Origin of the sequence: Amycolatopsis dendrobii (assembly GCF_014145675.1) — a bacterium.
Taxonomy (GTDB): Bacteria; Actinomycetota; Actinomycetes; order Mycobacteriales; family Pseudonocardiaceae; genus Amycolatopsis; species Amycolatopsis dendrobii.
In genome coordinates this window covers 179,447-205,239 of the sequence record NZ_JACGZW010000011.1, presented here as the reverse complement: position 1 = coordinate 205,239, position 25,793 = coordinate 179,447, and the positions used below count along the sequence as shown (strand labels likewise).

Below are 25,793 nucleotides of genomic sequence, written 5' to 3'. Positions count from 1 at the left end.
GTCATGTCTCGGTTACGAAGATCGGTCGTGGCATTTCTCGCGGTGTTGTTGCTGGCTGGGCTGGTTCGGTCCGTTCCGGCCGCGGCGGAGCGAGCCCCGGCATCGGGGCCGGCGCGGGCGGCTCCAGCCTCGGTGTGGCAGGGCTGGCAGTCGATAGGTGTTCCGGTCGATCCGTTCCTGAGGGACGTGGTCGCCGACTACGCCGAACTAGATGAAGACCATGAGGTGCGTGAGGCCGCACAAGCCGCGCTTGACGCATTCAGCACCGAAGCGCTCGAAGCGTTTATGGCGACGGGCATCGACCAAGCCAAGGCCCGCGCGAGCACCCGCAAAGCGGGGGTCGCCCGGCAGCACCGCGAGCAGATCGAGGCCATGGCTGGAACAGGCGGTGCGATCTTCAACGCCGAGGTAGTGCGCGTTCTCGCCGGAACCGACGGGGATCGCGCCGACTTCCTCGCGTTCGGAGCAGAAATCGCCCGGAAGCGAGACGAGCAGACTCAGCTGAACGCCGAAGCTCGGGCGAAGCAGTTGCGTGACCGGGTGAGGTTGCTGGTGGCGACCGGCGGTCTCGAACTGCGCAAGGCCGCGCAGGCCGCGCTGGATGCGGGGGACGCCGCGATCGCGGCATTCTTCGCAACGGGCGGTTACGAAGCCGCCGTCGACCGCGACGTGCAAGCTCGGGAAGCATTGCTGGAACAGCAGCGGCAGCAGCGCGAGGCGGCTGAGAAGCTTTCCGCGTTGGCGAAGCGAGCGAAACAAGCCTGGGATGCCCGCCGGAATCTGCTGATCGCGCATGGCAACGGCGTTAACGCGCTGCGGCGGGCGGCGAACGCGATGACCCTGGCCGCGAATGAGTCGCGCACAGCTGCGCAGATCCTGGCTGCCCATGAAGCGGGCGGGGCGCATCCGCCAGAGGCGTTCAACGAGGTCAAACGTGAAGTCGCACGCCAGGTCGATAACACCCGGCAGGCCGCGACGGACGCGGAGCAGGCCGCGGTCACTGCACAGGCGCAGGCGGACATCCTCGTCGGGATCGACTTACCCTATGGCGCGCAATGGGCACGGATGGCGCAAGGGATGCACCTGGCCGCGCAGGCCGCCGGCGGTGCGGCAGAGACGGCCCAGCACACAATCGAAGCTACGGCCTCGACGGATGCCGCACGGGACGCGCAGGAGAAAGCGCAACGGAGCGCGGAGCAGGCCGCGAAGTGGCGCCAACAAGCCGAACAGCACGCGGCGGCCGCCGCGCGAGTCGCCGAGTCTGCGCAGTCGGAAGCGAACGCAGCGAAGGACGCCGCGACGCGAGCACGTGACGCCAGGATCTCGGCAGAACAGACAGCTCGGCAGGCATGGGCCGAGGCCGCCAAAGCACGGGAACAACGAAACATTGCGCAGCAGGAGGCGGGCAAGGCCGCCGAGGCGAGGAAACGCGCCGAGCAGGAACGAGGCACCGCCGCTCAGCAAAGAGCTGAAGCGGAGAAGCAGGCCGCCGTGGCGAAGACTGCCCGCGGCAACGCCGAGCGGCAGGCCGACGTAGCCCACGATGCTCGCCTGCGCGCGGAAGGTCAGGAGGGTGACGCCAAGAAGGCGGCTGATTCGGCGGAGACGGAGGAACGCAAGGCCGCCGCGGCCCGTGATCGGAGTTTCGTCGCGGAGCAGGCACGGCAAGCCGCCGAGGCCAAGCAGCAGGCGTTGGACGCGGGCGCGGCAGCGGCACGGGGCAAGCCGTACGAGCCGCAGGCCAAGGCCGCGGCCGAACAAGCCCGTCAGGAAGCGGTAACCGCGACGAACGCGGCCACCCAGGCCCGTAACGAAGCCAATACCGCCACATACGCGGCCGTGCAGGCACGCACTCACGCTACTGAGGCGAGTCGGGCTGCTGCCAGAGCGCGTGCTGCTGCCAATGAGGCCTGGGCTGCGTATGCCCGAGCTGATGCCGCTGCTAGCAAGGCTGAAGTGCACGCTGCGAACGCCCATGCACTGGCGATGCGCACCGACCAAAAGGCGGCCGAGGCTACCTCGAACGAGGTGCAGGCCGCGGAGCACGCCAACGCAGCGGTGCAGTTGTCTCAGCAGGCGGCGGTGGAAGCGCAGCAGGCGTTGTTCGCAGCCGGCCGAACCAAGGCCGAGGCGGACGCGGCCGCGCAGGAGGCGGTGTCCGCGGCAACACAGGCTGAGGTCTCGATCCGTGCTGCAGCGGCGGCGAGGGCGTCTTCGAACGGGATAGCTCAGCCCGCGAACACGGCGATCACTATCGTGGCTCCGTTCACCGGTGAGGACCTTGGCGCCGACTTCGCGGCCGAGGTGGCCCGGCAGGCCGGGCTCGTCGGCGAAGAGCAGGCAAGGCAGGCCGAATCCCGCGCGACCGAGGCGAAAGAGGCCGTCCGGCTGGCGCAGGAGGCTGCGGACCGGGCCTCGGCCGAGGTCAAGCCTGCCTATGATGCGGCGGCTGCCTCCGCCCGGTCCGCCGCGGCGGCAGCCCATTCTGCCGCTGAAGCGCAACGAGCCGCCGCCGATGCCGCGGCTCAAGGGGTACTGGCGCGGGCAGCAGCGGCGAGCGCCAATGACGCGGACCGGCAGGCACAGGACGATGCCAGACTGGCCAGGGATGCGGCCAACGCCGCTTGGGCCGACGCTACTATCGCTGGCCGCGCGGCCGACGACGCCGCGAGAGAGGCCGCGGCTGCGGACCAGGCGGCTGGCCGGGCCGAAGCCGACGCGGACGCGGCAAGACGGGCTGCGGACCGGGCCGAAGCCGATGCCTCCGCTGCCCGGCAAGCCGCTGAAAATGCGCGTAAAGACGCCGAACGCGCCGCCGAGATGGCTCGTAACGCCGTCAGCCACGCCACCGAGGCGCAGCAGTCGGCGGACCGAGCCGAGGAGCAGCGCCGACGAGACGAGGAAGAACTTCGTCGACGGCAGGCTCAGCAGGTCGGTGACTGTCTCGCCGAGTTGACCACAGAGCAGGCAGACGACCTGGCCAGCTTCGACGAAGGCAGTGCCGCGCTAGTGGACCACCGGAAAATCCGGCAGGAATGTTCCGGCGGCGGCGATGTGCTGGCTTACCTCGCCGAGGTGGGTGCCGACGTATTGCTCGAAGTCATCGGTGTGAACGATGCCATCCGGTGTTTCGGCGACGGGAACATCGCATCGTGCCTGTGGACCGTCGTCAACGTGCTGTCCTTGGCGACGATCTTCACCAAGCTGGTCCCCATCGGAAAAGCGATCGTCTCCGCAGTCACCAATATCGGGAAGTACCTCGCCAAATCCGAGCGCATCCAGAAGATCGCGGCGAAGGTCGAGTCCATTATCCAGCGGGTCAACAAGATATGCCCGGTTCGTCCTCGCGTTCCGGCGATGGCCAGCGCTGGGGGAAGCGCTACCGCCTCCGGACCGCACGCGGTACCGAGTTGGTTATGTGATCCGCTCCCGAACCTGGGAACCTACGACGAACTGGTCAAGGAACTCGCGGTAGCCGAGCGGCTGGGCGTTACTCCGATCCGAGTGGGTACCGCTGAGTTCGATGCACTGGTCGAGACGGGGGAAGTGATGAAATGGGCAGTGATGCAGGACGGGACTCTCAGCGTGGTGCCGAAGAGCAAAAATGGCGAGGAAATCAAACACACGGTGATCAGCCGCGGGCACGACGTCGCGTCGGCCGGAGAGGCGCGGGTGACGGGGTCATCCCGTACCGGCTACGTCGGCGTGGAGATCAACCTGCAGAGCGGGCACTACATCCCGCCGCGTAGCGGCTCCTTGGGGCGGGCTTACCTGCGCATCGGGAAAGACGCGTTCGCCGAGTTCGGGGTGTTTTTCCGATGATTCCCCCTCGGCAGGAACTGCACGGGCTCGGCTTTCGTGACCTAGCCGCAAGGCTGGAAGCCGCTCGGATAACGGAGCGTCCTCAAGCTGAGCCCGCCGACCAGGATGCCTATTACTACGACTGGTACCTCGCTGTCAGGTGGTTCAAGGAGAAGTTCGTCGAGACCTGCCGCGAACTGACCGAAGCTGAATGGCCTCGTTATGCCAAGCTGGCGGACAACCTTCTCTGGGCGGCGAAAGAGTTCAGCGACTTGGATCGAACACAATTGGTTTATGATCGGTTCCATCTGTCCTCGGCATTGCTGAGGAGGGTGCCGCCGCGGTCCGATATCCCGTTGCTGAACCCGGCTCAACTGCTTAAGGGGTATCTGTCGGAGCTCTCGATATCTCCGGAAGAAGCGAAGGAAATGAAATCGAGGCGAGACCTTCTGAATAAGGTTGATGAGAGAAAATTATGGGAAACCAGGTGGCTGATGTCGCAAATAAAGTTCGTGGACCATCTTTTTTCGGAATCACCCGAGCTGGATGAGTATCGAAAGTGGAAAGATGTGTGGCCGGAACCGCCAATCTGAGATCGGGGAGACTGAGGGGTGCGGATGACTGCGAACGAGAACTCGGCTGGCGGGCGGAGGGCGCGAAGATGGGTGTCGATAGCCGTACTTCCAGCAGTGGTCGTGCTGCTGACGGCAGGGCTGGTTACGCCTTCAGTTGCGGCCGCTGAAGGTGCTCCAGCGGTGTTGGGGCCCGTCGCGAACGCGCGCGCGCTCGGCGGCGCGGATTCAGCGGAGAAGCTGAAGGTGCTCGGCGAGATGGGAATGCTGGGCGATGCCAGCAGACTGCTTCCCTTGAGCGACTGCAGTTTCGTGACCGAGGTGGGGCAACGAGCACTGGCTGTTGGGAAGAAAGCGGTTTCCGAAACCGCAAGACTGGCATGGGCGGACGGGGAAAGCGCATGCACGCGATGGATCCAAGAGTTGTTCTTTCACGCCCTGAGATCGGATCAAGAAAACGAATGGGGGACGCTCACGCTGAAGCAACACGCCGCGGAGGTGGTGGGGCTGAATGCCACCCCGCAGATGCTCGCGCTGGGCGTGAAGAACTTCGTCTTCGAGGTATACAACTGGGCGGTGTCGTCGGGGCAGTCCAGAGTCAAGGCGGCCGCGTTGACTGCCTACCGGGGCGCCAGTGCAGACCAGTTGACCTTCCTTGATGTCGGTGTTGTCGAGGCGCACAACCAAGACGTGCAGGACAAGATCGACCAGGACGATCAGAAAGACCAGGAACAGAAGGCGTTAGAAAAGTCTCGGGCCGCGAAACGGAACGCGCTGACGGTCGTTCGAGCCCAGCCTACTGACGAATTGGCCAACCTGCCCGATCAGCAGTTCATTTCGGAAATCGTCCGGAGGGCCGAACGGGACACCAACGTATACGCTACGGCTTTGACCGCGGTGCTCAGCGAGGACGCGGCTGTATGGAAGGAGTTCATCAACGCCGGGATCTACCGTGCACGGGATGCTGATCTGCGAAGGGATGCGCAGCAGCGCGCCGAAGCGGATCGTCGTCGAGTGCTGGAGATCAGGACTAAAGCCGCGCAGAGCCTGGTCCATCCGGCATTGGTCGCAGCCGCGGACAGTGCGCTGGCCGGCGGCCCCGCCGAGGTTGGCAACTTCTTGCTGTACGGGCAGTTCCAGTCTCTGTCTCAGTCCTTCGAGTCGGGCAAGCAAGGGAAACGCGGGCGTTATCTCAACGGCAACGGCTCCGGCGTTTGGCTCGGTCCGAACAAGCCGGGATCTGCGGGGAATGTGACGTGGACCATCCGGCCAGGCCTGGCCAATCCTGACTGTCACTCCTTCGAGATGTCCGGGAGCCTGAATTTCTTCCTGGTCCCTGACGGGGGTTCGCTGAGCCCGAACGGCAACCCGTTGTCCTCGTCGGTGTCCGTTTCGCCAAGCGACGACAGCGATGCTTTCCGAAGGAAGGCGACCTGGTGCGTCGAGAAGCGTTCGGCGGATACCCTGGCCTTCAAGTCAGCGGCTTACCCCAATTATTATCTTCGCCAGCAGCAGGATTCGTCGGTCGGTCTCGGCCGGAGCGGGCCGAGGTGTGAAGCCACTGAACCGTCGAGGCCAGGTCAGATCCCGCCGGAGATCTGCCTGCCTATGTGGAATCCTGACAATTTCGCGGCGGAGACCGCTTGGCGCATCGCAGTGCCGAATCCGCCGGATACGTCCTCGGAGATCACTCAGCGGTGGCTGAACGACGACGCACTCCGGGCTCGGGCAGGCGAGCCGGTGGATGCCGAGCAAGCCGATGGGTCGGTGCGATGGCGCGACTACCAGCACGCCCGCCTCTACTGGCGACAGGACACCGGTGTGCATGAGGTGCGCGAGAATATCCTGGATGCGTACCTGAAGCGTTTCGGCGGCCACCAGTTCGCGAACTTCGGGCCGCCGGTTACTGACCAAAGCGTCACGCCGGATGGAATTGGCCGGTACAACCATTTCGTCAACGGTGGATCGATCTACTGGACCCAGGCAACCGGTGCGTACGGAGTCTGGGGCGCGATTCGGACAAAATGGGCGGAAATGGGCTGGGAACGCTCGTTCCTGGGCTATCCGACCAGTGACGAGTACGCGATCCCGGAGGGCAGGCGGAGCACCTTCCAGGGTGGTTGGATCGACTGGATCGCGGCCACCGGCAAGATCATGGTCTGCGCGGGATCGCCTGGGCAGTCAGCGTCCTGCCGACCGCCTGCCTGATACTTGTTCGGCGGGCTCTACGGGCACTCGTCGAGCCCGCCGAACCTCGTTCTCTGTCAGGTTCAAACCCCGGCCGCGTCGACGCGGCCGGCAGACGGCTGGAGGGAAGGGCAGGGCGCGTCGGCGAGACAGCAAAGGGCTACTCGCTTGGGCGGGGGCCAGCGGGACGAACTGGAGGAGAGGTTCGGTTCATGGTGGTCGACGGTCTGCTGACGGTTCACCTCGGGAAGGTCGAGCGCTCGGTCAGCCGCAGTCGTTGCCGGCCGATCTCGCCGAGCCTGTCCTTGCTCCGTTCGTGTGGCGAGTGTGGCGATGCCGCGGCGACCCGCCGGAAGTAATCGGGCCCACGAACGCGCGGGGAAAGAGTGGCGTCCTCGAACTGGGCAGCTAAGTTGTGCGGCATGGATGTGCATGTAGTCGATCACCCGCTGGCCAAGGCTCGTCTCTCGACCATGCGGGACGCTCGGACGGACAGTGCCGCGTTCCGGGCCGCGCTGCATGAGTTGACTGTCATGCTCGTTTATGAAGCCACGCGGGACGCGCCGGTGCGGACCGAGCGCATCCATACTCCGGTCGCGCGCACTGACGCGTATCGGCTGGCCAGTCCGCCGTTGCTGGTGCCTGTGTTGCGGGCTGGGCTTGGGATGGCTGACCAGGCGCACAAGCTGATCCCGGACGCGCAGATGGGGTTCGTCGGTCTCGCTCGCGACGAGGAGACGCTCAAGCCGACCCCGTACCTCGAGTCGTTGCCCGAGTCGCTCGCGGACCGGCCTGTGCTGGTGCTGGATCCGATGCTCGCCACCGGCGGTTCGATGGAGTACACGATCCGCCTGCTGACCGACCGTGGCGCTACTGACGTCACCGCCATCTGCGCGCTCGCCGCGCCGGAGGGGCTGGCTCATCTGGAGCAGACGGGGCTGCCGGTCCGGGTGGTCACGTCGAGCATCGACGAGCGGCTCAACGACTCCGGGTTCATCGTGCCGGGGCTCGGCGACGCGGGGGATCGGCAGTACGGGGCTAGGTAAGCCAGCCGGAAGCGTTGGCGTGCAAGGCTTTCTCGTACGCGTCGGAAACGCTGAAGCCGTCGGGCAGGCGGCCGGACAGTTCCAGTGACACCAGGCCGTGCACGAAGCCCCACAGGCTGACGGTGATCAGTTCCGGCGCGACGTCCTGGAACTGGCCGGACGACACTGCGGCGCGGACTACGCCCATCAGCGGGGCGAGGGTGGCTTGGGCGACCTCGTCGGCCTCGGCGTTCGGTTCGAAGCCGGGGACGGAGCGGCTGAACATGATCGCGTACAGGTGCGGGTCGGCGAGGGCGCTTTCGCGGTACGCGATGCCCAGGCGCACGAGGTCGGGCACCGCGTCGCCGGACAGGGGGACCGTCGCCAGGCGGGCGCCGAAGCGGCGGAAGCCTTCCACGTACAGTGCGTTCACCAGGTCCGGTTTGCTGCCGAACAGCGAGTACACCGCGGTGGTCGACGTGCCGGAGTCGGCGGCCAGTTTGCGCAGCGACAGGGCCTTGGGGCCGTCCGCGGAGATCAGTTCGCCTGCCCGGTCCAGGAGCTTCAGCCGGAGGGTTTCGTCGTGGGTACGGGGGCGAGGCATGTACCCAGCGTAACGCAACAACGTTATAAAACGCGAGCGTAACCGCCGGTTTAAGATTTGACCTGGAGCGCACTCCAGGTCGTACTGTCGAGCGCATGAGCTACTCGATAGCGGAAGCCGCACGACGTAGCGGCCTGTCGATCGACACCCTCCGGTACTACGAACGGATCAAGCTTCTCGAACCGCCCGCCCGCGATTCGGCGGGGCGGCGCGCCTACTCCGACGAGGACCTGAACTGGCTCGGCTTCCTCACGAAGCTGCGGCTCACCGGGATGCCGATCAAGAGCATGCGCGAGTACGCCTCGCTGCGCAGGCACGGGGTGGCCAGCGCGGGGCGCCGCAAGGCGATCCTCGTGGAGCAGCGGCAGTCGGTCGCCGACCGGATCGCCGAGTTGCAGGGGTGCCTGGACATTCTGGACTACAAGATCGCCAACTACGAGCAGATCGAGCGCAAGGCCTTCGGCGTCGCGCCCGAGATGGAGGGAATTTCCGCGTGATCGGTACGAGGAAGCTCGGCGCACTGGAGGTCGGGGCACAGGGGCTCGGCTGCATGGGGATGAGCTCGGCCTACGGCGTGCGCGACAACGACGGCGAGTCCGTCGCCACCGTGCACCGGGCGCTGGAACTGGGGGTGACCCTGCTCGACACGGCCAACGTGTACGGCGCGGGGGAGAACGAGAAGCTCGTCGGCAAGGCGATCGCCGACCGTCGCGACCAGGTGGTTCTCGCGACGAAGTTCGGCATCGTGCACACCGACGAGGGCATGACCGCGCGCGGGGACGCCGCGTACGTGAAGCAGTGCTGCGACGAATCGCTCCAGCGGCTCGGGGTCGACCACATCGACCTCTACTATCAGCACCGCGTCGACCCGAACGTCCCGATCGAGGAGACCTGGGGCGCGCTCGCCGAGCTGGTCGAGGCCGGGAAGATCCGCTTCGCCGGGATCTCCGAGGCAGGCGCGGAGACCATCCGGCGGGCGCACGCGGTGCATCCGGTGACCGCGCTGCAGAGCGAATGGTCGCTGTGGACGCGCGGCATCGAGGACGAAATTCTCGGCACCTGCCGGGAGCTGGGGATCGGAATCGTGCCGTTCTCGCCGCTGGGTCGCGGATTCCTGACTGGCGCGGTCACCTCGGTGCAGGAGCTGCCCGAGGGCGACATGCGGCGCGGCCTGCCGCGGTTCGCCGAGGACAACTTCGCGCGCAACATGGCGATTGTCGAGGCGCTGCGCGCGCTGGCCGCGGACAAGGGCGTCACCGCGGGGCAGCTGGCGCTCGCCTGGGTGCAGGCCAAGGGGGCTGACGTTGTGCCGATCCCGGGCACGAAGCGGCGGAAGTACCTGGAAGAGAACGTGGGCGCGGCCGAGCTGGAATTGTCCGAAGAGGACATCGCGGCGATCGAGAAGGCCGCTCCGGCCGAGGCGGTCGCGGGCGAGCGGTACCCGGAGGCGCTCGCGCGCGTCACCGGCAAGTAGCGGCTGAAGCCGGCGCCCCGCGAGCGACGCGGGGCGCCGGTGTCCCGAAGACCGGGTACGTTCTGAGGGATTTCTGAGATCTTCCGACCACTCTGATCGCCGTCAGATCAAGGCGACGCGGGAGGTCGGTGTCATGGCGGACGTGCTGGACTACCTGGTGGTCGGAGCCGGGCCGGCGGGATTGCAGCTCGGGCGGCAGCTGGGCGGGGCCGGGCGCAGCTACCTGGTCCTGGAGCGCGGGTCCGTGCCCGCCGCGTTCTTCACGCGATTTCCCCGGCACCGCACGCTCATCTCGGTCAACAAGAAGTACACCGGATGGACCGACCCCGAGCTGAACCTCCGGGTCGACTGGAACTCGCTGCTCGACGACGGGCCCGATCCGCTCGTCTTCACCGACTACAGCGCCGAGATGTTCCCGCCCGCGGAAGCGTTCCTCCGCTACACCGCTGATTACGCGGCGAAACACGAAATCAAGATCCGCTACGACACCGAGGTCACGCGGATTTCCCGCGCGGACGAAGTCTTCACGGTCACCGCCGCGGACGGGGAAACGTTCAGCGCGCGGCGGCTGATCATGGCGACCGGCGTGACCAAACCGTATGTCCCGGACGTGCCGGGCATGGAACTGGTCGACCAGTACGCCGATTACGACACCGAGCCGGAGCAGTTCATCAACCAGCGCGTTCTCGTGCTGGGCAAGGGAAACTCCGCGTTCGAGACCGCTGACAGCATCAATGCGTACGCTGCGGTGCTGCACGTCGCGGGTCCGCGGCCGGTCAAGCTCGCCTGGCGGACGCACTTCGTCGGACATCTCCGCGCGTACAACGCCGGCGTGCTCGATATGTACCAGCTGAAACTGCAGCACGCGATTCTCGACGGCGACGTCCGCGAGATCACCAAGGACGACGACGGCTACCACGTCAAATTCGCCTTCGCCCGTGCCGACGAACTGGTCAAGGAGATCCGTTACGACCGGGTCATCGCGGCGACCGGATTCCGGTTCGACGCCTCGATGTTCGACGAGGACTGCCGTCCGGAGATGACCATCGACGACCGGTTCCCAGCGCAGACCTCGTCGTGGGAATCGGTAAACGTGCCAGGGCTTTACTTCGCCGGGACGATCACTCAGGTCCGCGATTTCAAGAAGGCCACCAGTGCGTTCATCCACGGCTATCGCTACGGCGTCCGAGCGCTTTCCAAGGTGCTCGACGAGCGTTACCACGACATCGAGTGGCCGAGCACGGCCGTGGCAGGCAAGACCAGCGAACTGGTCGACGCGGTCATCCGCCGGATCAACCGTACTTCCGCGCTGTACCAGCAGTTCGGCTTCCTGGCCGACGTCCTCGTGGTCGACGGCGACCAGGCCCGCTACTACGAGGAAGTCCCGGTCGACCGGTTCAAGGACACCCCGCTGGGCGACAGCGCCAACGCGTTCGTGATCACCCTCGACTACGGGCCGGACCACGACAAGATCGACCCGTTCGATTTCACCGTCACCCGCGCGAGCCAGGACGTCGCGAACGATTCCGGTGAAGGGCATTACCTGCATCCGATCGTCCGGCATTACCAGGGCGGCGAATTGGTCGCGACCCATCACGTCACCGAGAACCTCGAAAACGAGTGGAACCGCCCGGTGCACGTGGACGCGTTGACCGCCTTCTTCACGAAGCAGCTCTGACATGCGCACGATCGCGGAGCTGGAAGCCATCGCGCGGGAGCGGATGGAACCAGCGCACTACGACTATTACGCTGGCGGGTCAGGCGACGAAGCCACTCTGCGGGCCAACGAAGAAGAATTCCGCCGCCGGGTGCTCGTGCCGCGAGTACTGCGCGGAGTAGGCAAACGCGACCTGGCGGTGGAAATCGCCGGATCACCGTTGTCGATGCCGGTTTTGGTGTGTCCGACGGCCTTCCATCGGCTCGCGCATTCGGACGGAGAACTCGCGACCGCGCAAGCCACCGCGGAGGCAGGCACGGTTTTCGTGTGCAGCATGGCCTCGACGACGGCGGTCGAGGACGTCGCCAAGGTCGCGGACGTGCTGTGGTTCCAGCTGTATGTGCAGTCGGATCGGGAGTTCACCGAATCGGTGATCAGCCGGGCGGAGAACGCGGGTGCGCGGGCATTGGTGGTCACGGCCGATTCCGCGGTGCGCGGACGACGGGAACGCGAGCACCGGCACGCGTTCCACGATCTCCCTCCGGGGCTGGCCGCCGAGAACATGCGCGACAGCACCGGCCGCGTGCGCGACATCGAGATGCCCGCCGGCCTGACCTGGGACGACCTCATCTGGTTGCGTAACACCACGAAAATGCCGGTGCTGCTCAAAGGCGTGGTGCATCCCGAAGATGCCCGACGCGCGGTGGAGGCCGGAATCGACGGGATCTTCGTGTCCAACCACGGTGGTCGGCAACTCGACGGCGCGATTTCGAGCTTGGCCGCACTGCCCGCCATCGTGTCCGTTGTGGACGGTCAAGTGCCGCTGATTCTCGACGGTGGCGTGCGAAGCGGCGCGGACGTGGTCAAGGCACTCGCCCTCGGCGCGGACGCGGTCGGCGTCGGCAGGCCGGTGCTGTGGGGGCTCGCCGCGGCGGGGCAGGAAGGTGTCGCCGAAGTGCTGGAACGGCTGCGCGAGGAAACGGACACCGCACTCGGGCTGTGCGGGGCGCGGACCCCCGGCGAGCTGACCGCGGACCTGGTCCGATGAAACGGCTTGTGCTCGCCGGAGCGGCCGGGCTGATCGCGACCGCGCCGAAGTGGCTGCCCAGCCGGGTCGTCGCGCTGCGGAACCGGATTTTCGCGCTGGTCAACGGGGACGAGGGCTACCAGGTGCCGGTCGAGGACTTCCGCCGGGTGTACGCCGATCCGGCCGCCGACGGGCGCAGCGAGGGCGCCGCGCTGTCCGACCTGTTCTGGTACTGGCTCGCGCCCGGACCCCAGGTGCACCAGGAACATCTGGAACCGGGCCCGCGCTACGACGAGGTCGCCAAAACCACCCGGAACATCCTGGTCAAGTCGAAGGCCGAATCGCAGGCGCTGACCGAACGGGTCGCCGCGCGCGTGCTCGACCGGATCGAAACCGGGCCGGGACGGCTGATCCGCCTGCGCGACGAGATGATGCCGGTCTGGGCCGAGCTGTACTACGAGCTGGTATTCGGGGAGTCGTGTCCGCCGGAAGCACGGGACCTGATCGTCGGGCACGCAGACGACGTCGTTTCCGCGCTGAAGTGCGTGCGCCCGCGCAACATGCGCCGTCGCGCCCGGCTCACCGCTTACCTGCGCCGCCGCCTTGACGACGTACCGCATCCGCTGCCGTCCCAGCTCACCCGTGAGGAGCAGGTGTTCTATCTGCAAGGGACGTTCTTCAACACCGCGGTCGTGCAGATGTCCGAGGCGATGGCGCACCTGCTGATGGTGCTCGCCGAACATCCGCGAGTGCAGCGGCGGCTCGCGGAAAACCCGGACGACGACGAGTACTTCGACCGCGTGCTGGACGAATGCCTGCGTACCTACCCGCTGTTCGGCATCGCGCACCGCATCACCACCGGCGAAATCGAACTGGCCGACCGGACGATCGAAGCGGGCACCGTACTGCTGTTCAGCTACCCGGAATTCCACCACGCCGGAGTGGACCGCGCGGACGAGTTCGATCCGGAGCGCTGGGCCGGATGCCCCGCGCACGAGCAGAGAAATTTCTTGCCGTTCGGCGTCGCACAGAACCGGCCGTGCCCCGCGCGCGGCCTCGCCCCGGTGACCATGCGGGTGGTCGCCAGGGAATTCCTGCGCCGGTTCACCCTCGCCACGAGCGCCGCGCACACCCGGTCGATTCCCAATCGCGGACCGGTTTTCGTCACGCCGCGCGGAGCACGGAGCAATCCGCGGACCGCGCTGGCCTATTTGGCGGTGCGCGATCGCTGGGAAGACGTGTGGCGCAGCCTCGCGCAGTTGGTGTTCGGCACCTACATGGTGCTCGACGCGCGCCGGCTCCGGTTGTGCACCAAACACTTCCAAGGAGGAGCCCGATGAGTGCCGTAGAAGCCGCACCCGCGTTCTTCCTGGCGGCCGTGGTGATCCTGGCGGCCTGCCGGGCGGTGAACGCGCTCGCCGTGCGGCTCGGGCAGCCGCCGGTGGTCGGCGAGATGGTCACCGGCGTGCTGCTGGGCCCGTCGCTGCTCGGGCTCGTGGCGCCGGGTGTCCAGGAATGGCTGTTCCCGGACTCGGTGCGGACCCTGCTGTACCTCGGCGGCCAGATCGGGCTGGTCGTCTACATGTTCGGGGCGGGCTGCGAATTCCGGCTGAGCGCGCTGAAGGAAGGGCGGAAAACGGTCGCGGCGGTCTCCGCCGCGGGCACAGTCGTGCCGCTCGCGCTCGGCGTGGGGGTGAGCGTGCTCGGCGCGAACTGGGCCGGAATCTTGAAACCCGGGGTGTCGCCGGTGGTTTCGGCGGCGTTCGTCGCGGTGGCGCTCGCCATCACGGCGTTCCCGATGATGGCCCGGATCATCACCGAACGCGGCCTGGGCAACACGAGGTTCGGTTCCCTCGCACTGGCGTGCGGTGCCCTCGACGACGTCCTCGCCTGGATCCTGCTGGCCTTGGTGCTCGGCATGCACGCCGGTACCGCCGGTCCGATCGCGACGGCCATCGGCGGCGGAGTGCTGTTCGTGTTGCTGGTGTGGCTGGTGGTCCGCCGGATCGTCGCGAAGGTGATGGCCAACCCGCGCGTCTCGGTGGATCAGCGGATGCTCGTGACCGCCATGTTCCTGTTCGGTGCCGCGTGGTTCACCGACGTCATCGGGCTGTACGCGGTGTTCGGCGCGTTCGTGCTCGGGCTGGTGTTCCCGCGTGGCGAGGCGGCCGACACGGTGCTCGCGCGGATCATGCCGGTCGGCCGGGTCGTGTTCCTGCCGCTGTTCTTCACCTACTCCGGCCTCAACACGCGATTCGCGCTGCTCGCCGACCCGAAGCTGCTGCTGTTCGCGCTGGTCTGCATCGCGGTCGCAGTGGTCGGCAAACTCGGTGCCTCGTGGGGCGCGGCACGGATGACCGGCGAACCGCAACCGGTCGCGCTGCGGATCGGCGTGCTGGTGAACGCGCGCGGACTGATGCAATTGGTGGCGTTGAACGTTGGGCTGTCCGCCGGAATCGTTTCGCCCGCGTTGTTCACCGTGCTGGTGCTCGTCGCGCTCGTCACCACGATCATGACCTCGCCAGTGCTCGGCTGGCTGGACAAACGCGACGCCCGCCGGTACGCGGACGGGGAAATGCCCGAATTTCTCCTGAGTGGACGAAGCTGAGCGATTGCCTACGAAAGTCGAGGGTCGGATGGCCGGATCACTGCGAGTATGGACCTGTGCACGATGAGGCAGAGACCCCGGCGGCTTCCCGGGTGCTCCTGGTCGAGGACGATCGCGACCTCGCCGGGATGCTCGTCGAATTGCTCGCCGGAGAAGGCTACGAGACCGAAGTGGCCCACGACGGACAGCGCGGCCTACACCTCGGGCTCACCGGAAGGCACGCGGTGGTGATTCTCGACCGGCGGCTGCCGGTGGTCGACGGCCTTTCGGTGCTGGCCCAGCTGCGCCGCCGGGCGGTGCCCGCGCGGGTGCTGGTGCTGTCCGCGCTGGGCGAGCTGGCCGACCGGGTGCACGGCCTCGACACCGGGGCCGACGACTACCTGGTGAAACCGTTCGAGACCGACGAACTGCTCGCGAGGGTGCGCGCGTTGTGCCGCCGCGACGCGGAGCACGCCGAATCCCTCCCGCTCGGCGCGGCGGCGCTCGACCTCCAGCGGCACGAGGTCGTGCTGCCGCGAGGGGAGCGGGTGACGCTGTCCGGACGCGAGTTCGAGCTGCTGCGCACGCTCGCCCAGCGGCCCAAAGCCATCCATCCGCGTGCGTCGCTGCGCGCGGGAGTGTTCGCCGAGTCCGCTGCTGAGTCCATTGTGGACACCTATGTGTACTACCTGCGGCGCAAGCTGGGCCGCGGCGTAGTGAAGACGGTGCACGGCCTCGGCTACCAGATCGGGGCGGTGTGACCACCGTCGTCGCCCCGGAGGCGCGTGCGCTGCGGCGCGCGCGGCGGACCATCGCGGGCCAGATCGCCGTGGTGATCACGATGGTCGTGCTCGCCGCGGGCGTGATCGCGTACTGGGTGCTGCTGCGCGGACAGGCAGCGGAAACCGAACGGCAGCTGGAATTCGCGCTGGGACACGGGCTTTCCGCGACCCCGCCCGGATGCACCTACCTGGTGACGCCGCAGGGGCACGCGCCTGCCGGGCGGCTCCCGTTCACGCTCCCGCCGATGCCCCCGGTGCCGAACGACGGCGACGTGGTGACCGAAGAACGCGTGCTCGACGGCGCGACGTACACCATCCGCACGGTCAACCGCGGTGGCGAAGTCTGGCAGGCGTACTTCAACGAGCATTATCTGATCTCGGACCGGGAACAGCTGCTGCTAGGGCTCGGGGCGGCCGAGCTGGTGGTGCTGATCGCGTCGGTGCTCAGCGGGTACCTGCTGGCCGGGCGGGCGATCCGGCCGTTGGGCGAGGCGCTGCGCCGGCAGCGGACGTTCGTCGCCGACGCGTCCCACGAGCTGCGGGCGCCGTTGACCCGGTTGCACACCCGCACGCAGCTCCTGGCCCGGCGCGGCGGCGCGGGACCGGCCGAGCTGGAAACCCTGGTGTCGGGAACCCGGGAATTGGGCGCGGTGGTCGACGATTTGCTGTTGTCCGCGCAGGCCTGTTCCGAGCGGCCGCAGCTGGAGCCGGTGCAGCTCGCGGTGCTGGCGGAACAGGCCGTGGCGGCGGAATCGGTCCGCGCGAACGACCGGCAGGTGGACCTCCGGCTGAGCCGTTCGCCCGGGCTGGAGGACGTGGTGCCGGGGGTGCCGACCGCGTTGCGGCGCGTGCTGTCCGCCTTGCTGGACAACGCGATCGGGCACACCCCGCCGGGCGGGTCGATCGAGGTGATTCTCGCCAACCCGGACGCGCGGCACGTCGAACTGCGCGTGTGCGACACCGGGACGGGCTTCCCGCAGCACGAGGCGGAACGGCTTTTCGAGCGGTTCGCTCACGGGGCACACGGCGAGGGTCGGCGGTTCGGGCTGGGGCTGGCGTTGGTGCAGGAGGTCGTCGCGGGACACGGCGGGACGATCGCCGCGTTCGGAAAACCCGGGGTCGGCGCGACGTTCACGTTGCGCTTTCAACGGGCTTGAGCTTGCGGGCCTGGAACTTCTTGTACAGGAAGAAATAGAGCTTGATGTACTGGCCGACCAGTACGGCGTTGATGATCGTGCCCTCGCGGATGAAATGCGGTCCGCCCAGGAAGAGCAGTCCGATGCCCGCCGAGACGGCGAGCAGTGTGCAGTCGAAGACAGTCTTGATGTTTCCCCATTTGCGGCCGGTCTTCTTCTGCAGCGTGTTGACGAACAGGTCGATCGGCATCAGCACCAGATTGGCGCGGATCATCAGGAAGAGCCCGAACGCCAGCATCGCGTCGGCGAGGAACAGCAACGCGAGGTTAGCCGCGTACGGTGCCAGGGAGATCCATTTCGCCGCCATCAGGTTGAAGTCGAGCAGCGCGGCCAGGATCAGCGCCGGGACGAGCGAGAATAGGTTTTGGAGCTTGAATGCTCTTGGCAGCACCAAGAAAGTCAGGATGAGCATGAGCACTTCGAGCAGGAGATTGAACGTGCCCTGGCTGAGCGGCGGGAGCACGAGCGTCATCGTGCGGGTCAGGCTGCTTTGCGGGGAGATGCCGATCCCGGCCCGGATGGCCAGGCCGAGACCGAGCGTCAGCAGGTAGATGCCTGCGATGTAGGTGATCCAGCGCCGGACCACGTTTCCGTTGTCGATTACTCCCGCGTCTTTGTCGTAAGGCACGACCGCGACCTCCTCGTTGAGGGTTACTTCATGAATCCGAAACGGTCGAGCGAGATGAACAGGGTCAGGAGTTTGTTGACGACGGGCTCGCCTTCGTTGCGGTTGCCCAGTTTTTCGAGCGCGGTGTCGACCGAGCGGGTCGCGTCGACGAGCTCGGCGAGGTTCATGTCGGCCATCACGCCGTAGAATTCCAGCGGCAGGCACGCTGTCGTCTCGCCGTCCTCGGTCACGAGGCAGCCGCCGACCAGCGTGTCCAACTGCTTGAGGTTGGCGCACATCTCCGCGCTCTCCCTGCCGACGCTCACGAAGTACGCCGACGGGGCGGGCCAGAACGTCGACACCGCACCGCGGTCGATCGACACGCCCTTGAACAACCCGGTGACGATGTGCCGCTCTCCGTCGGCATAGCGTTGAACGACCGAAATGCGGTTGAGCCGCTCGCCTTCGTGCTCGGGCACGACCGCGCCGTCGCGGAACGGTACCCAGATCTCCTGGGCGAACTTGAGATGCCCGCGGCCGTAGACGTCGAAGAGCAGCACCTTCGCCTGATCGCCTTCTGCGGAGACCTCGATCGGCGTCAGGTCGAGCTGCTCGGGCACCAGATCGGCGAGTCCCGGCTTCGGTTTCCTGGCCAGGCTTGAGTAATCGATGCCGACGCGGTTGAGCAGTTTGCGGTCGCGAGCCACCAGTTCGCCGCCCTTGAACACATACCGCGGGTTGATTTTCGCGAGACTGTCCGTGAGGACGATGTCCGCGAAGCGACCCGGGCTGAGCGAACCGAGATCCCGGTCCTTGCGGAACGAACGGGCGGCGTACAGGGTGCCCATTTTGATCGCCTTGATCGGTGGCATGCCCATTTCGATCGCGAGCGAGATCACCCAGTCGATATGGCCCTGCCGCAGGACGCGGTCCACCGAGATGTTGTCGGCGCAGAGCTGGAAGTTCTCCGCGGGCCAGCGCCGTTTCACGATGGCGCGCAACATGGTCCGGATGACCTCGGGACTTCCGACACCGAACTTGATCTGCGTGTTCAGGCCGTAGCGGACGCTCTTTTCGATGTCGTCTTCGTTCCAGACGTCGTGGTTGTTGTCGACGCCGATCGCGGGCATGTAGTTCAGCAGCATGTCCGACAGCGCCGTGACCCCCCAATGGCAGTTCACGAATCCGGAATTCGCGCGGCCCAGCGCGGATTTGCGGAAGTCGTCGGCGTCCCCGGTCATGTAGGACAGGTGCGCCAGCTCGCCCAGCCCGATCACCGGGTCCATCTTCAGCATGGCCTCGGTGACGTCCGTCGAGGTCTTCTTCCCCGGCGCGAAAGCGTAAAGCCGGTACGGCAGCTTTTCGTGGTCGGCGAACAAGGTCTGGACGGCTTCCACCGCCTCGTTCCCGGCCGCGCTGGCGAAGTCCAGGGTTTCCCCGAAGACCGTCGTCGTTCCACTCGGGACGATCGCCTCCCCGAACGCCGCCGGATGCGCGAGCTGCGACTCGAAATGCAGATGCGCGTCGATCAACCCGGGGATCGCGTAAAGCCCCTCGCCGTCGAAAACCTCGCGCACCCGCACGATCGACTCGTCGGGGTTCAGTGCGATGATCCGCTGCCGGTAAACGAGAAGCGAGCCGGGACAGACACTTTCCGTGTGCACGTCGACGATGTGGAGATTGCGCAGCAGCAGGTCCGCTTCCCGCTCGCCGGCGAGAATGTCGAAGATCGTGCGTACGTGATCTTCTTGCGCGGCAACGTCTTCCGCCGCGAGCGGGGGATAGGTCGGCGATTCCGGCACGGTGTCCTCACTTCGGTGTCGTTGGTGCACTGATAGAACCCGCCGCACACCGTTGCTGACAAGCATTCATTTTCGTACGACGTGTACTCTTTTTTCGTACGCTTAGGAGGTCCGCCCGTGCTCCACTCCCGGTTGCTGCAGTACATCGACGAAGTGGCGCGCCTCGGCTCCATCCGCGCGGCCGGGGCGAAGCTGCACGTCGCGCCGTCGGCGATCAACCGGCAGATCCTGCTCCTGGAAGCGGAACTCGGTCAGCCGCTGTTCGACCGCCTGCCGCGCGGGATGCGTCCGACGCCGGCCGGGGAGGCGCTTCTCGCGCACGTCCGGCGCACCCTGCAGCAGTACCGCGAGACCGTCGCGGACATCCGCGACCTGCACGCGCTCGGCAGCGGCGAGGTCGTGATCGCGACGATGACCGGCCTGGCCAGCAGCGTCGTCGCCACCGCCGCGGCGGCGTTCCGGACCAGGCACCCGCGAGTCCGGATTTCGATCCGCACGATGACGACGCAGGACATCCTCCGCGCCGTCGAGGCCAGCGAAGCCGACCTCGGGCTCGGCTTCAACGTCCCGCCGTCCGCGCACCTCGAGGTCTGCTGGCAGATGAACACGCGGCTCGGCGTGGTCGTCGCGCCCCACCATCCGCTCGCCGGCGCAGACCCGATCCCGCTCGCGCAGTGCCCGCCCTATCCGCTGATCTTCGCCGACCGGTCGATGGTCATCCACGGCATCGTCGCGGAAGCTTTCGCCAAAGCCGGTCTCGACATCGAACCGGCTTTCCACACGAACTCGATCGAGACGATGAAACGGCTCGCGGCCTCCGGCGACGCGATCGCGTTCCTCAGCGAATTCGACATCGCCGAGGAGATCCGGGACGGACGGCTCGTCTTCCGGCCAGTGCGGGATGCGTTCAGCAACAACGTGGTTTCGTTGGTGCGCCGGGAAAAACACGGCCACGGGCTGGCGAGCCTTTTGCTGGCGGAGGACATCGTGAGCGCGCTGACTCACGCGCAGGCTCCGCGTCCGTGACCGCATGGTGTCCCGGTGCCGGGCTGCGTGGCTCGCCCGAAGCGCCACAATGCCGCATCGGGGCTTTCGCACTGGCCGAATCGCGCCGCTCGAGCCGGGGCGGCTTCACGCACTGCGCTCGCTGCCCCTCGCTCACGGACCGAAGCGGGAGAGGGGGCAGCAGCCGGCTCAGTCGGTGAGACTGTCCGTCGGCAACAACGCCCGCAGCCGCCGCGTCGTCGCCTCGTACTCGACGTACGCGCGCGAATTCTCCGGCCCGCCGGCGGCCATCAGTTCGTCGTGCGCGATCGCCTGCTCCGCGATCACCGAGGCGAGTTGCACCAGAAACCGAGCCGAGCGTTCGGAGCGGATCGCCATCTCGGCGGAACCCGGCAGACCCCGCTCGGCGAACCCCTCGAAGACGACGGTGTTCTCGCGCTGCTTCTCCGCCAGCAACCGGCAGGTCGCCGATTGCTGGCGGAGCTGGTCGGCATAAGCCAACTGCGGCGAAGCGGCATCCCCGGGCTGGCTCACGCCCGACATGATGCCCGTTCTCCGCCGCGGACACCTACTGGATCGGTTCCTAGAACACGACGACCGTGAACACGGCGGAGACGGCGGCGGTGAACAGGGTGGATTCGGGGTGGAAGACCCGCAGCGTCACGCTCCCGGACACGTTCAGCCGGATGCCGAGGTCGAAGTCGTTGTCCGGCGAGCACGAGGCGGAGGCGAGGTTCACCCAGACCCCGGCCTGGGTTTGTTCCTGGAGGTACAGGATCCCGTCGTCGTCGCCGCGGCCCGCCGGGCCGGTCGCGAAATGTCCGTGGATCCGGATTTGCTCGCCCTTGTGCACTTTGGCCTTGACCGGTCCGGCCTTGATGTGCACCGGCTTCTTCTTGGCCGGCTGGTGCGCCGCCGGAATCGCGGCCTGGGCGGGCAGGGCGGTCGAGCAAAGGCCGGCGAGGGCGAGGGACAAAGCGAGACCGGCCCATCGGGCGCGGCGCCGCATCGAGGTCGTAGTCATGGACTTCAGCGCAGTCCACCGTCGTCCGCTCCGCCGCTCGATTCCCTCGACTGTCGGGTGACAGCACCGACAAGAGGGACCCGACAGTTTCGTGACACTGTTTTAAAACAGTGTTATGGTCGCTTCCGCACCCCAAGGAGGCGACCATGCACGGCCCAGTCCAGTTGTTCACCGTCATCGCGCTCGTATCGCTGCCCACCGTCATGTACGGCGGCTACGCGCTGAGCGGCGTCCTGCGCCGCGGCGACCTCACCGAGAAGCAGCGCGGGTTCTTCCGCGCCGGGCACGCACACGCCGGCGTGCTGCTCGTCCTCACGCTCGCCGCATTGCAGCTGGTCGAGCACGGCGGGCTCGGCGACCCCGCGCGCTGGATCGTCTGCTTCCTGCTGCTGTTCGGCGTGCTCGCGCAGTCCGGCGGGTTCTTCGTCGCGATGCTGCGCACCCGCGTCGGCATGAGCGTCACGACCGGCGGCGCGGTGCTGCTCGGCGCGGCCATGCTGCTTACCGCTTACGGCGTCGCGTTCCCCTGACGAAATCGCTGGCGCCGGGTCGTTAAGCTGGATGACGTGCCTGAATACCTGTCAACTGCGCCTGTCAAGGGGACCCGAGACTTCCTCCCCGCCGAAATGTCCGTCCGCACGCAGGTGTTCGGCCATCTCTACGACGTGCTGGAGCGCTACGGCTACCTCCGCTACGACGGCCCGATCCTGGAGCAGGCGGAGGTCTACGAGCGGAAGTCCGGCCAGGAGATCGCCGACCAGCAGCTGTACACGCTCACCACGCGCGGCGGCGAACGGCTCGCGCTGCGCCCGGAGATGACGCCGTCGGTGGCCCGGATGATCGCCGGCCACGCGAAATCGCTGTCGTTCCCGGTGCGCTGGTACAGCCACCCGAACTGCCACCGCTACGAGCGCCCGCAGCGCGGCCGCGTGCGCGAGCACTGGCAGATCAACGCCGACATCTTCGGTTCGGAAAGCGCGAACTGCGAGATCGAGATGTTCGAGCTCATCCACGACCTGATGGGCGCGGTCGGCGCGACGCCGGACATGTTCGCGGTGCGGGTCAACGACCGGAACCTGCTGTCGTCGGCGCTGACCGACGTCGTCGGGATCTCGCCGGACCACCTGCCGCAGGTGTTCGCGCTCGTCGACCGGTGGGAGAAGACCTCGGCCGAGGAGCACGCGGCCAGCGCCGCCGAGATCGGGTTGTCGGACAAGCAGTACGAGAAGCTCGCCGAGACCCTCGGCGCCGGTCCGGCGCTGCTCGACGAGCTGCCCGCGGAGGTCAAGGCCGAGTCGAACCTGGTCAAGGTGCTCTCCAGCAGTGCGGCGAGCCTGGTCCGGTACGAGCCGCTGATCGTGCGCGGGCTGGCGTACTACACGTCGACCGTGTTCGAGGTCTTCGACACTTCGCCGCAGAACCGCCGGGCGCTGTTCGGCGGCGGCCGGTACAGCAACCTCGCCTCGATGTTCACCAAGGAGCAGATCTCCGGCATCGGGTTCGGCATGGGCGACGTGACGTTGATGGACTTCCTCGACACGCACGGTCTCACGCCGCAGCCGCGCAGCGAGGTCGACGTCGCGGTCATCCCGGTCACCGAGGAGCTGGCGGACCCGGCTCGCGATGTCGCGACGGTGCTGCGCAAGGCGGGCCTGCGCACCTCGACCCCGCTGGAACTGCGCAAACTGGGCAAGGAGCTCACTCGCGCGGACAAGGCGGGCGCGGTCGCGGTCGTCATCGTGGGCGAGGAGGACTGGGCGGCGGGCCGGGTGACGGTCCGGAGCCTGGCCACGCGCGAACAGCAGCAGGTCGCGGTGGCCGATGTCCCGGCCGCGGTGCGCGCGATGGTCTCGCCTGCCTGATTTTCCCGGGGCGGGTGCCGGTCTCCGGACTGGCGCCCGCCTTCTTTATCCGCCGAGTGGCGGATCCGGTGCGTTTTCGTCACTCACCGCAGTCGGCTGCCGATGAATCAGCTGCCGTCCTCGACCCTCCACAATGGACATAACCGTTGGGCCGGTCGGGGTGCCGGTGGTCCGCTGACTGGGACACGGACCGGTGCCGGATCCATGTTTCCCCGGCTTCGCGGGCCTGGTCGGCGCCCTCGGAGTTGAATCGAGCACGCTTGGTTGCCATTGCAGGGTCGTCATGATCGGTTCTTTGTAGTACCCTTGCGTAGTCGAGGTTGATCGCCTTCGTTGCGAACCCTTGACCTGGCCTGTTGCCGGAGGTCGACCCCCAGGGCTTCCGGTGACAGGCCTCTTTACTTTCCCGGGTAAGGCTTTCCGGTCCGCTCGCCGGACTGCACGCCGCTCACATGAGCGTCGCGGCAAGGGTTCCGCCGAGTTCGGTCACCGCTTCCAGCGCGGCTTTATCCGGTTCGCCCGTCACGAGCACGGGCTCGGCCACCCGGGTCCAGCCGAGCCCGGTCGTGATCGCGTCGAGTTGCCGCACGGTCCCGGACGTGTCGTTGTTGCCGTGCACGTACGCCCCGAACGGACGGCCCTTCGTCGCGTCCAGGCACGGGTAGTACACGGTGTCGAAGAAATGCTTCAACGCGCCGCTCATGCTGCCGAGGTTCGCCGGCGTGCCGAGGAGGTAGCCGTCCGCGGCGAGCACGTCGGCCACCGTCGCGCCGAGCGCGGGACGGCGGACGACGTCGACGCCTTCGATGTCCGGATGCTTCGCGCCGGCGAGCGCGGCCTCGAACATCGCCTGCATCGACGGCGACGGCGTGTGGTGCACGATCAGCAACGTTGGCATGGTTCTCCCGTCAGCGCAGCAGCGCGGTGATCTCCTCCCGGACCGCGTCGAGCACTTCCGTCGCGCTGCGCCGCGCGTCGGCGAGTCCGTCGGTCACCGGAGCCACCACTTGCAGGTACGCCTTCAGTTTCGGTTCCGTGCCGGACGGCCGCACTACGACACGCACGCCGTCGCCGCTCAGCCGGAGCACGTCGGCGTCCGGCAGGAGGTCTTCGAGCGTCACCGGCACCCCGCCGAGCGTGGCGGGCGGGTTCGAGCGCAACGCGGCCATGAGGCGTCCGCGCACGGAAAGATCGGTGACCCGCAACGACACTTGATCGGTGAGGTGCACGCCGTGCCGGGTCGCGATGTCGTCGAGGACGTCCAGCAGCGTGCGGCCCTCGGCCTTGAGCGTGGCGGCCAGGTCCGCGCCCGCGACCGCGGCGGCGATGCCGTCCTTGTCGCGAACAAAGCTCGGGTTCACGCACAGGCCGAGCGCTTCCTCGTACGCGAACACCAAGCCCTCGCCCGCGCGGACCAGCCACTTGAACCCGGTGAGCGTTTCCGCGTAGCGCGCGCCCTTTTCCTTCGCGATTTCGCCGAGCAGCGACGAGGACACGATCGTGGTGGCCACCAACGGGTCTGGATTGTCCGTTGTGGACAGAAGGTGCGACCCGAGCAGGACGCCGGTCTCGTCGCCGCGCAGCATCCGCCAGCCTTCGGGGCCGCGGACGCCGAGCGCGCACCGGTCGGCGTCCGGGTCGAGCGCCACCGCGAGATCAGCGTCCACTTCGGACGCCAGCGCCAGCAGGAGGTCGGTCGCGCCGGGTTCCTCGGGGTTCGGGAACGAGACGGTGGGGAAGTCCGCGTCCGGTTCGGACTGGGCGGAAACCAGGTGCACGTCAGCGAATCCGGCTCGGGACAGCGCGGCCCGCAAGGTCTCCGCGCCGACGCCGTGCAGCGCCGTCGCGGCGATCCGCAGCTCGCGCGTCGTGCCCCGCGGCAGCGCGCCGACCGCGGAAAGGTACGCCTCGCGCGGGTCGACGACCTCCGCGCCGGGCGCGCGCGGAATGCTCCGGGTGGCCGGGGCGGACTGGATCGCGCGCTCGATTTCGCCGTCGGAGGGCGGCACGATCTGCCCGCCGGTGGCGTCGTAAAGCTTGTATCCGTTGTCCGCGGGCGGGTTGTGCGACGCGGTGATCTGGATTCCGGCGACCGCGCCGTAGTGCAGCACCGAGAACGCCAGCAACGGCGTCGGCAACGGCTGCGGCAGCACCTTCACCGCGAACCCGGCGGCGCTCAGCACTTCGGCGGCGGCGGTGGCGAACGCTTCCGAACCGTGCCGCGCGTCGCGGCCGACCACGACCGCGCCGCCCGCGTGCCCCTGCGCGGCGAGCCAGGCCGCGACCCCCGCGGTGGTCCGCGTGACGACCGCGACGTTCATCCCGTTCGGGCCCGCGCGCACCGGTCCGCGCAGACCCGCGGTCCCGAACTCCAGCGGCCCGGCCATCCGGTCGGCGATCTCCTCGATCGCGCCGGGCTCCTTGCCCATCGCGCGGGCGAGGGCGGCGGTCAGCTCTTCGCGCGAGGCCGGATCCGGGTCGTCGGTGATCCAGCGGTAGACGGAATCGCGGAGGCGGGAATCGAGGCTGTCGGACACCCGGGCCAGCTTACGCGGATCCGGAAACCAGGTGGTCTTCGCCG

Annotated in this window: 22 protein-coding genes; 15 read left to right on the top strand and 7 right to left on the bottom strand. The window is 67.4% G+C overall.

All coding sequences use genetic code 11. From position 1 onward, the window contains the following. Nucleotides 1-27: 27 nt before the first annotated feature. The 4 genes from H4281_RS31445 to upp all read left to right on the top strand — a co-directional run bounded on the left by H4281_RS31445 (nt 28) and on the right by upp (nt 7,606). The gene (locus H4281_RS31445; protein WP_182894515.1) at nt 28-3,822 is read left to right on the top strand and encodes a hypothetical protein; all 3,795 of its coding nucleotides are present in this window, start codon (nt 28-30) and stop codon (nt 3,820-3,822) included. Continuing rightward, nucleotides 3,819-4,394, top strand: coding sequence for a hypothetical protein (locus H4281_RS31440; protein WP_182894514.1), 576 nt, complete (start codon nt 3,819-3,821; stop codon nt 4,392-4,394). The genes H4281_RS31445 and H4281_RS31440 overlap by 4 nt, the downstream gene beginning before the upstream one ends. A gap of 96 nt (nt 4,395-4,490) precedes the next feature. After that, nucleotides 4,491-6,581 carry an AbfB domain-containing protein gene (locus H4281_RS31435; protein WP_182894513.1) on the top strand — a complete coding sequence of 697 codons (2,091 nt, stop codon included), beginning with the start codon at nt 4,491-4,493 and terminating at the stop codon, nt 6,579-6,581. Nucleotides 6,582-6,982: 401 nt separating this feature from the next. Continuing rightward, a complete protein-coding gene (gene upp, locus H4281_RS31430; protein ID WP_116205731.1) occupies nt 6,983-7,606 on the top strand; it encodes a uracil phosphoribosyltransferase in 624 nt (207 codons plus the stop codon). Here upp and H4281_RS31425 read toward each other — a convergent pair. Beyond that, a complete protein-coding gene (locus H4281_RS31425) occupies nt 7,599-8,189 on the bottom strand; it encodes a TetR/AcrR family transcriptional regulator (RefSeq protein ID WP_182894512.1) in 591 nt (196 codons plus the stop codon). The genes upp and H4281_RS31425 overlap by 8 nt on opposite strands. Nucleotides 8,190-8,284: 95 nt before the next feature. Here H4281_RS31425 and H4281_RS31420 point away from each other — a divergent pair, with 95 nt between their 5' ends. The 8 genes from H4281_RS31420 to H4281_RS31385 all read left to right on the top strand — a co-directional run bounded on the left by H4281_RS31420 (nt 8,285) and on the right by H4281_RS31385 (nt 16,873). After that, on the top strand, nt 8,285-8,686 hold the full coding sequence (locus H4281_RS31420) for a MerR family transcriptional regulator (protein WP_009072633.1): 402 nt from the start codon (nt 8,285-8,287) through the stop codon (nt 8,684-8,686). Beyond that, nucleotides 8,683-9,663: an aldo/keto reductase gene (locus tag H4281_RS31415; RefSeq protein ID WP_182894511.1), complete on the top strand. Its 981-nt coding sequence runs from the start codon at nt 8,683-8,685 to the stop codon at nt 9,661-9,663. The genes H4281_RS31420 and H4281_RS31415 overlap by 4 nt, the downstream gene beginning before the upstream one ends. 133 nt (nt 9,664-9,796) lie before the next feature. Beyond that, nucleotides 9,797-11,341 (top strand): NAD(P)-binding domain-containing protein, encoded by a 1,545-nt coding sequence (locus H4281_RS31410; RefSeq protein WP_182894510.1) that lies wholly within the window; start codon nt 9,797-9,799, stop codon nt 11,339-11,341. A 1-nt stretch (nt 11,342) separates the two neighbouring features. Next, entirely contained in the window at nt 11,343-12,368 is a 1,026-nt protein-coding gene (locus tag H4281_RS31405; RefSeq protein WP_182894509.1) for an alpha-hydroxy acid oxidase, read from the top strand. Further along, entirely contained in the window at nt 12,365-13,687 is a 1,323-nt protein-coding gene (locus H4281_RS31400) for a cytochrome P450 (RefSeq protein ID WP_182894508.1), read from the top strand. Before H4281_RS31405 ends, H4281_RS31400 begins: the two co-directional genes overlap by 4 nt. Next, nucleotides 13,684-14,955, top strand: coding sequence for a cation:proton antiporter (locus tag H4281_RS31395; RefSeq protein WP_182894507.1), 1,272 nt, complete (start codon nt 13,684-13,686; stop codon nt 14,953-14,955). Before H4281_RS31400 ends, H4281_RS31395 begins: the two co-directional genes overlap by 4 nt. A gap of 92 nt (nt 14,956-15,047) precedes the next feature. Beyond that, nucleotides 15,048-15,695, top strand: a complete 648-nt coding sequence (locus H4281_RS31390; RefSeq protein ID WP_182894672.1) for a response regulator transcription factor — start codon at nt 15,048-15,050, stop codon at nt 15,693-15,695. Next, nucleotides 15,692-16,873 (top strand): sensor histidine kinase, encoded by a 1,182-nt coding sequence (locus H4281_RS31385; protein WP_182894506.1) that lies wholly within the window; start codon nt 15,692-15,694, stop codon nt 16,871-16,873. The genes H4281_RS31390 and H4281_RS31385 overlap by 4 nt, the downstream gene beginning before the upstream one ends. On the opposite strand, the gene H4281_RS31380 is transcribed toward H4281_RS31385, so the two are convergent. Both H4281_RS31380 and H4281_RS31375 read right to left on the bottom strand, forming a co-directional pair. Further along, nucleotides 16,848-17,540: a YczE/YyaS/YitT family protein gene (locus H4281_RS31380; RefSeq protein WP_182894505.1), complete on the bottom strand. Its 693-nt coding sequence runs from the start codon at nt 17,538-17,540 to the stop codon at nt 16,848-16,850. The two genes, H4281_RS31385 and H4281_RS31380, sit on opposite strands and share 26 nt — an antisense overlap. A 23-nt stretch (nt 17,541-17,563) precedes the next feature. Continuing rightward, complete coding sequence (locus H4281_RS31375) at nt 17,564-19,387, bottom strand: adenine deaminase C-terminal domain-containing protein (protein WP_182894504.1); 1,824 nt, start codon at nt 19,385-19,387, stop codon at nt 17,564-17,566. A 51-nt stretch (nt 19,388-19,438) separates the two neighbouring features. Here H4281_RS31375 and H4281_RS31370 point away from each other — a divergent pair, with 51 nt between their 5' ends. Further along, nucleotides 19,439-20,347 (top strand): LysR family transcriptional regulator, encoded by a 909-nt coding sequence (locus H4281_RS31370; protein ID WP_182894503.1) that lies wholly within the window; start codon nt 19,439-19,441, stop codon nt 20,345-20,347. Between the two features lie 168 nt (nt 20,348-20,515). Here H4281_RS31370 and H4281_RS31365 read toward each other — a convergent pair whose 3' ends face one another. After that, nucleotides 20,516-20,869, bottom strand: a complete 354-nt coding sequence (locus H4281_RS31365) for a hypothetical protein (protein WP_182894502.1) — start codon at nt 20,867-20,869, stop codon at nt 20,516-20,518. A gap of 40 nt (nt 20,870-20,909) precedes the next feature. After that, nucleotides 20,910-21,350 (bottom strand): hypothetical protein, encoded by a 441-nt coding sequence (locus tag H4281_RS31360; protein WP_182894501.1) that lies wholly within the window; start codon nt 21,348-21,350, stop codon nt 20,910-20,912. Nucleotides 21,351-21,496: 146 nt separating this feature from the next. Between H4281_RS31360 and H4281_RS31355 the strand changes: the two genes are divergently transcribed. Both H4281_RS31355 and hisS read left to right on the top strand, forming a co-directional pair. Next, nucleotides 21,497-21,880 (top strand): hypothetical protein, encoded by a 384-nt coding sequence (locus tag H4281_RS31355; protein ID WP_182894500.1) that lies wholly within the window; start codon nt 21,497-21,499, stop codon nt 21,878-21,880. Between the two features lie 36 nt (nt 21,881-21,916). Beyond that, complete coding sequence (hisS, locus tag H4281_RS31350; protein WP_182894499.1) at nt 21,917-23,212, top strand: histidine--tRNA ligase; 1,296 nt, start codon at nt 21,917-21,919, stop codon at nt 23,210-23,212. Nucleotides 23,213-23,660: 448 nt separating this feature from the next. Here hisS and H4281_RS31345 read toward each other — a convergent pair whose 3' ends face one another. After that, entirely contained in the window at nt 23,661-24,110 is a 450-nt protein-coding gene (locus tag H4281_RS31345) for a flavodoxin family protein (RefSeq protein WP_009072659.1), read from the bottom strand. A 10-nt stretch (nt 24,111-24,120) separates the two neighbouring features. Continuing rightward, nucleotides 24,121-25,749, bottom strand: a complete 1,629-nt coding sequence (locus H4281_RS31340; protein WP_182894498.1) for a phospho-sugar mutase — start codon at nt 25,747-25,749, stop codon at nt 24,121-24,123. Nucleotides 25,750-25,793 lie beyond the last annotated feature (44 nt).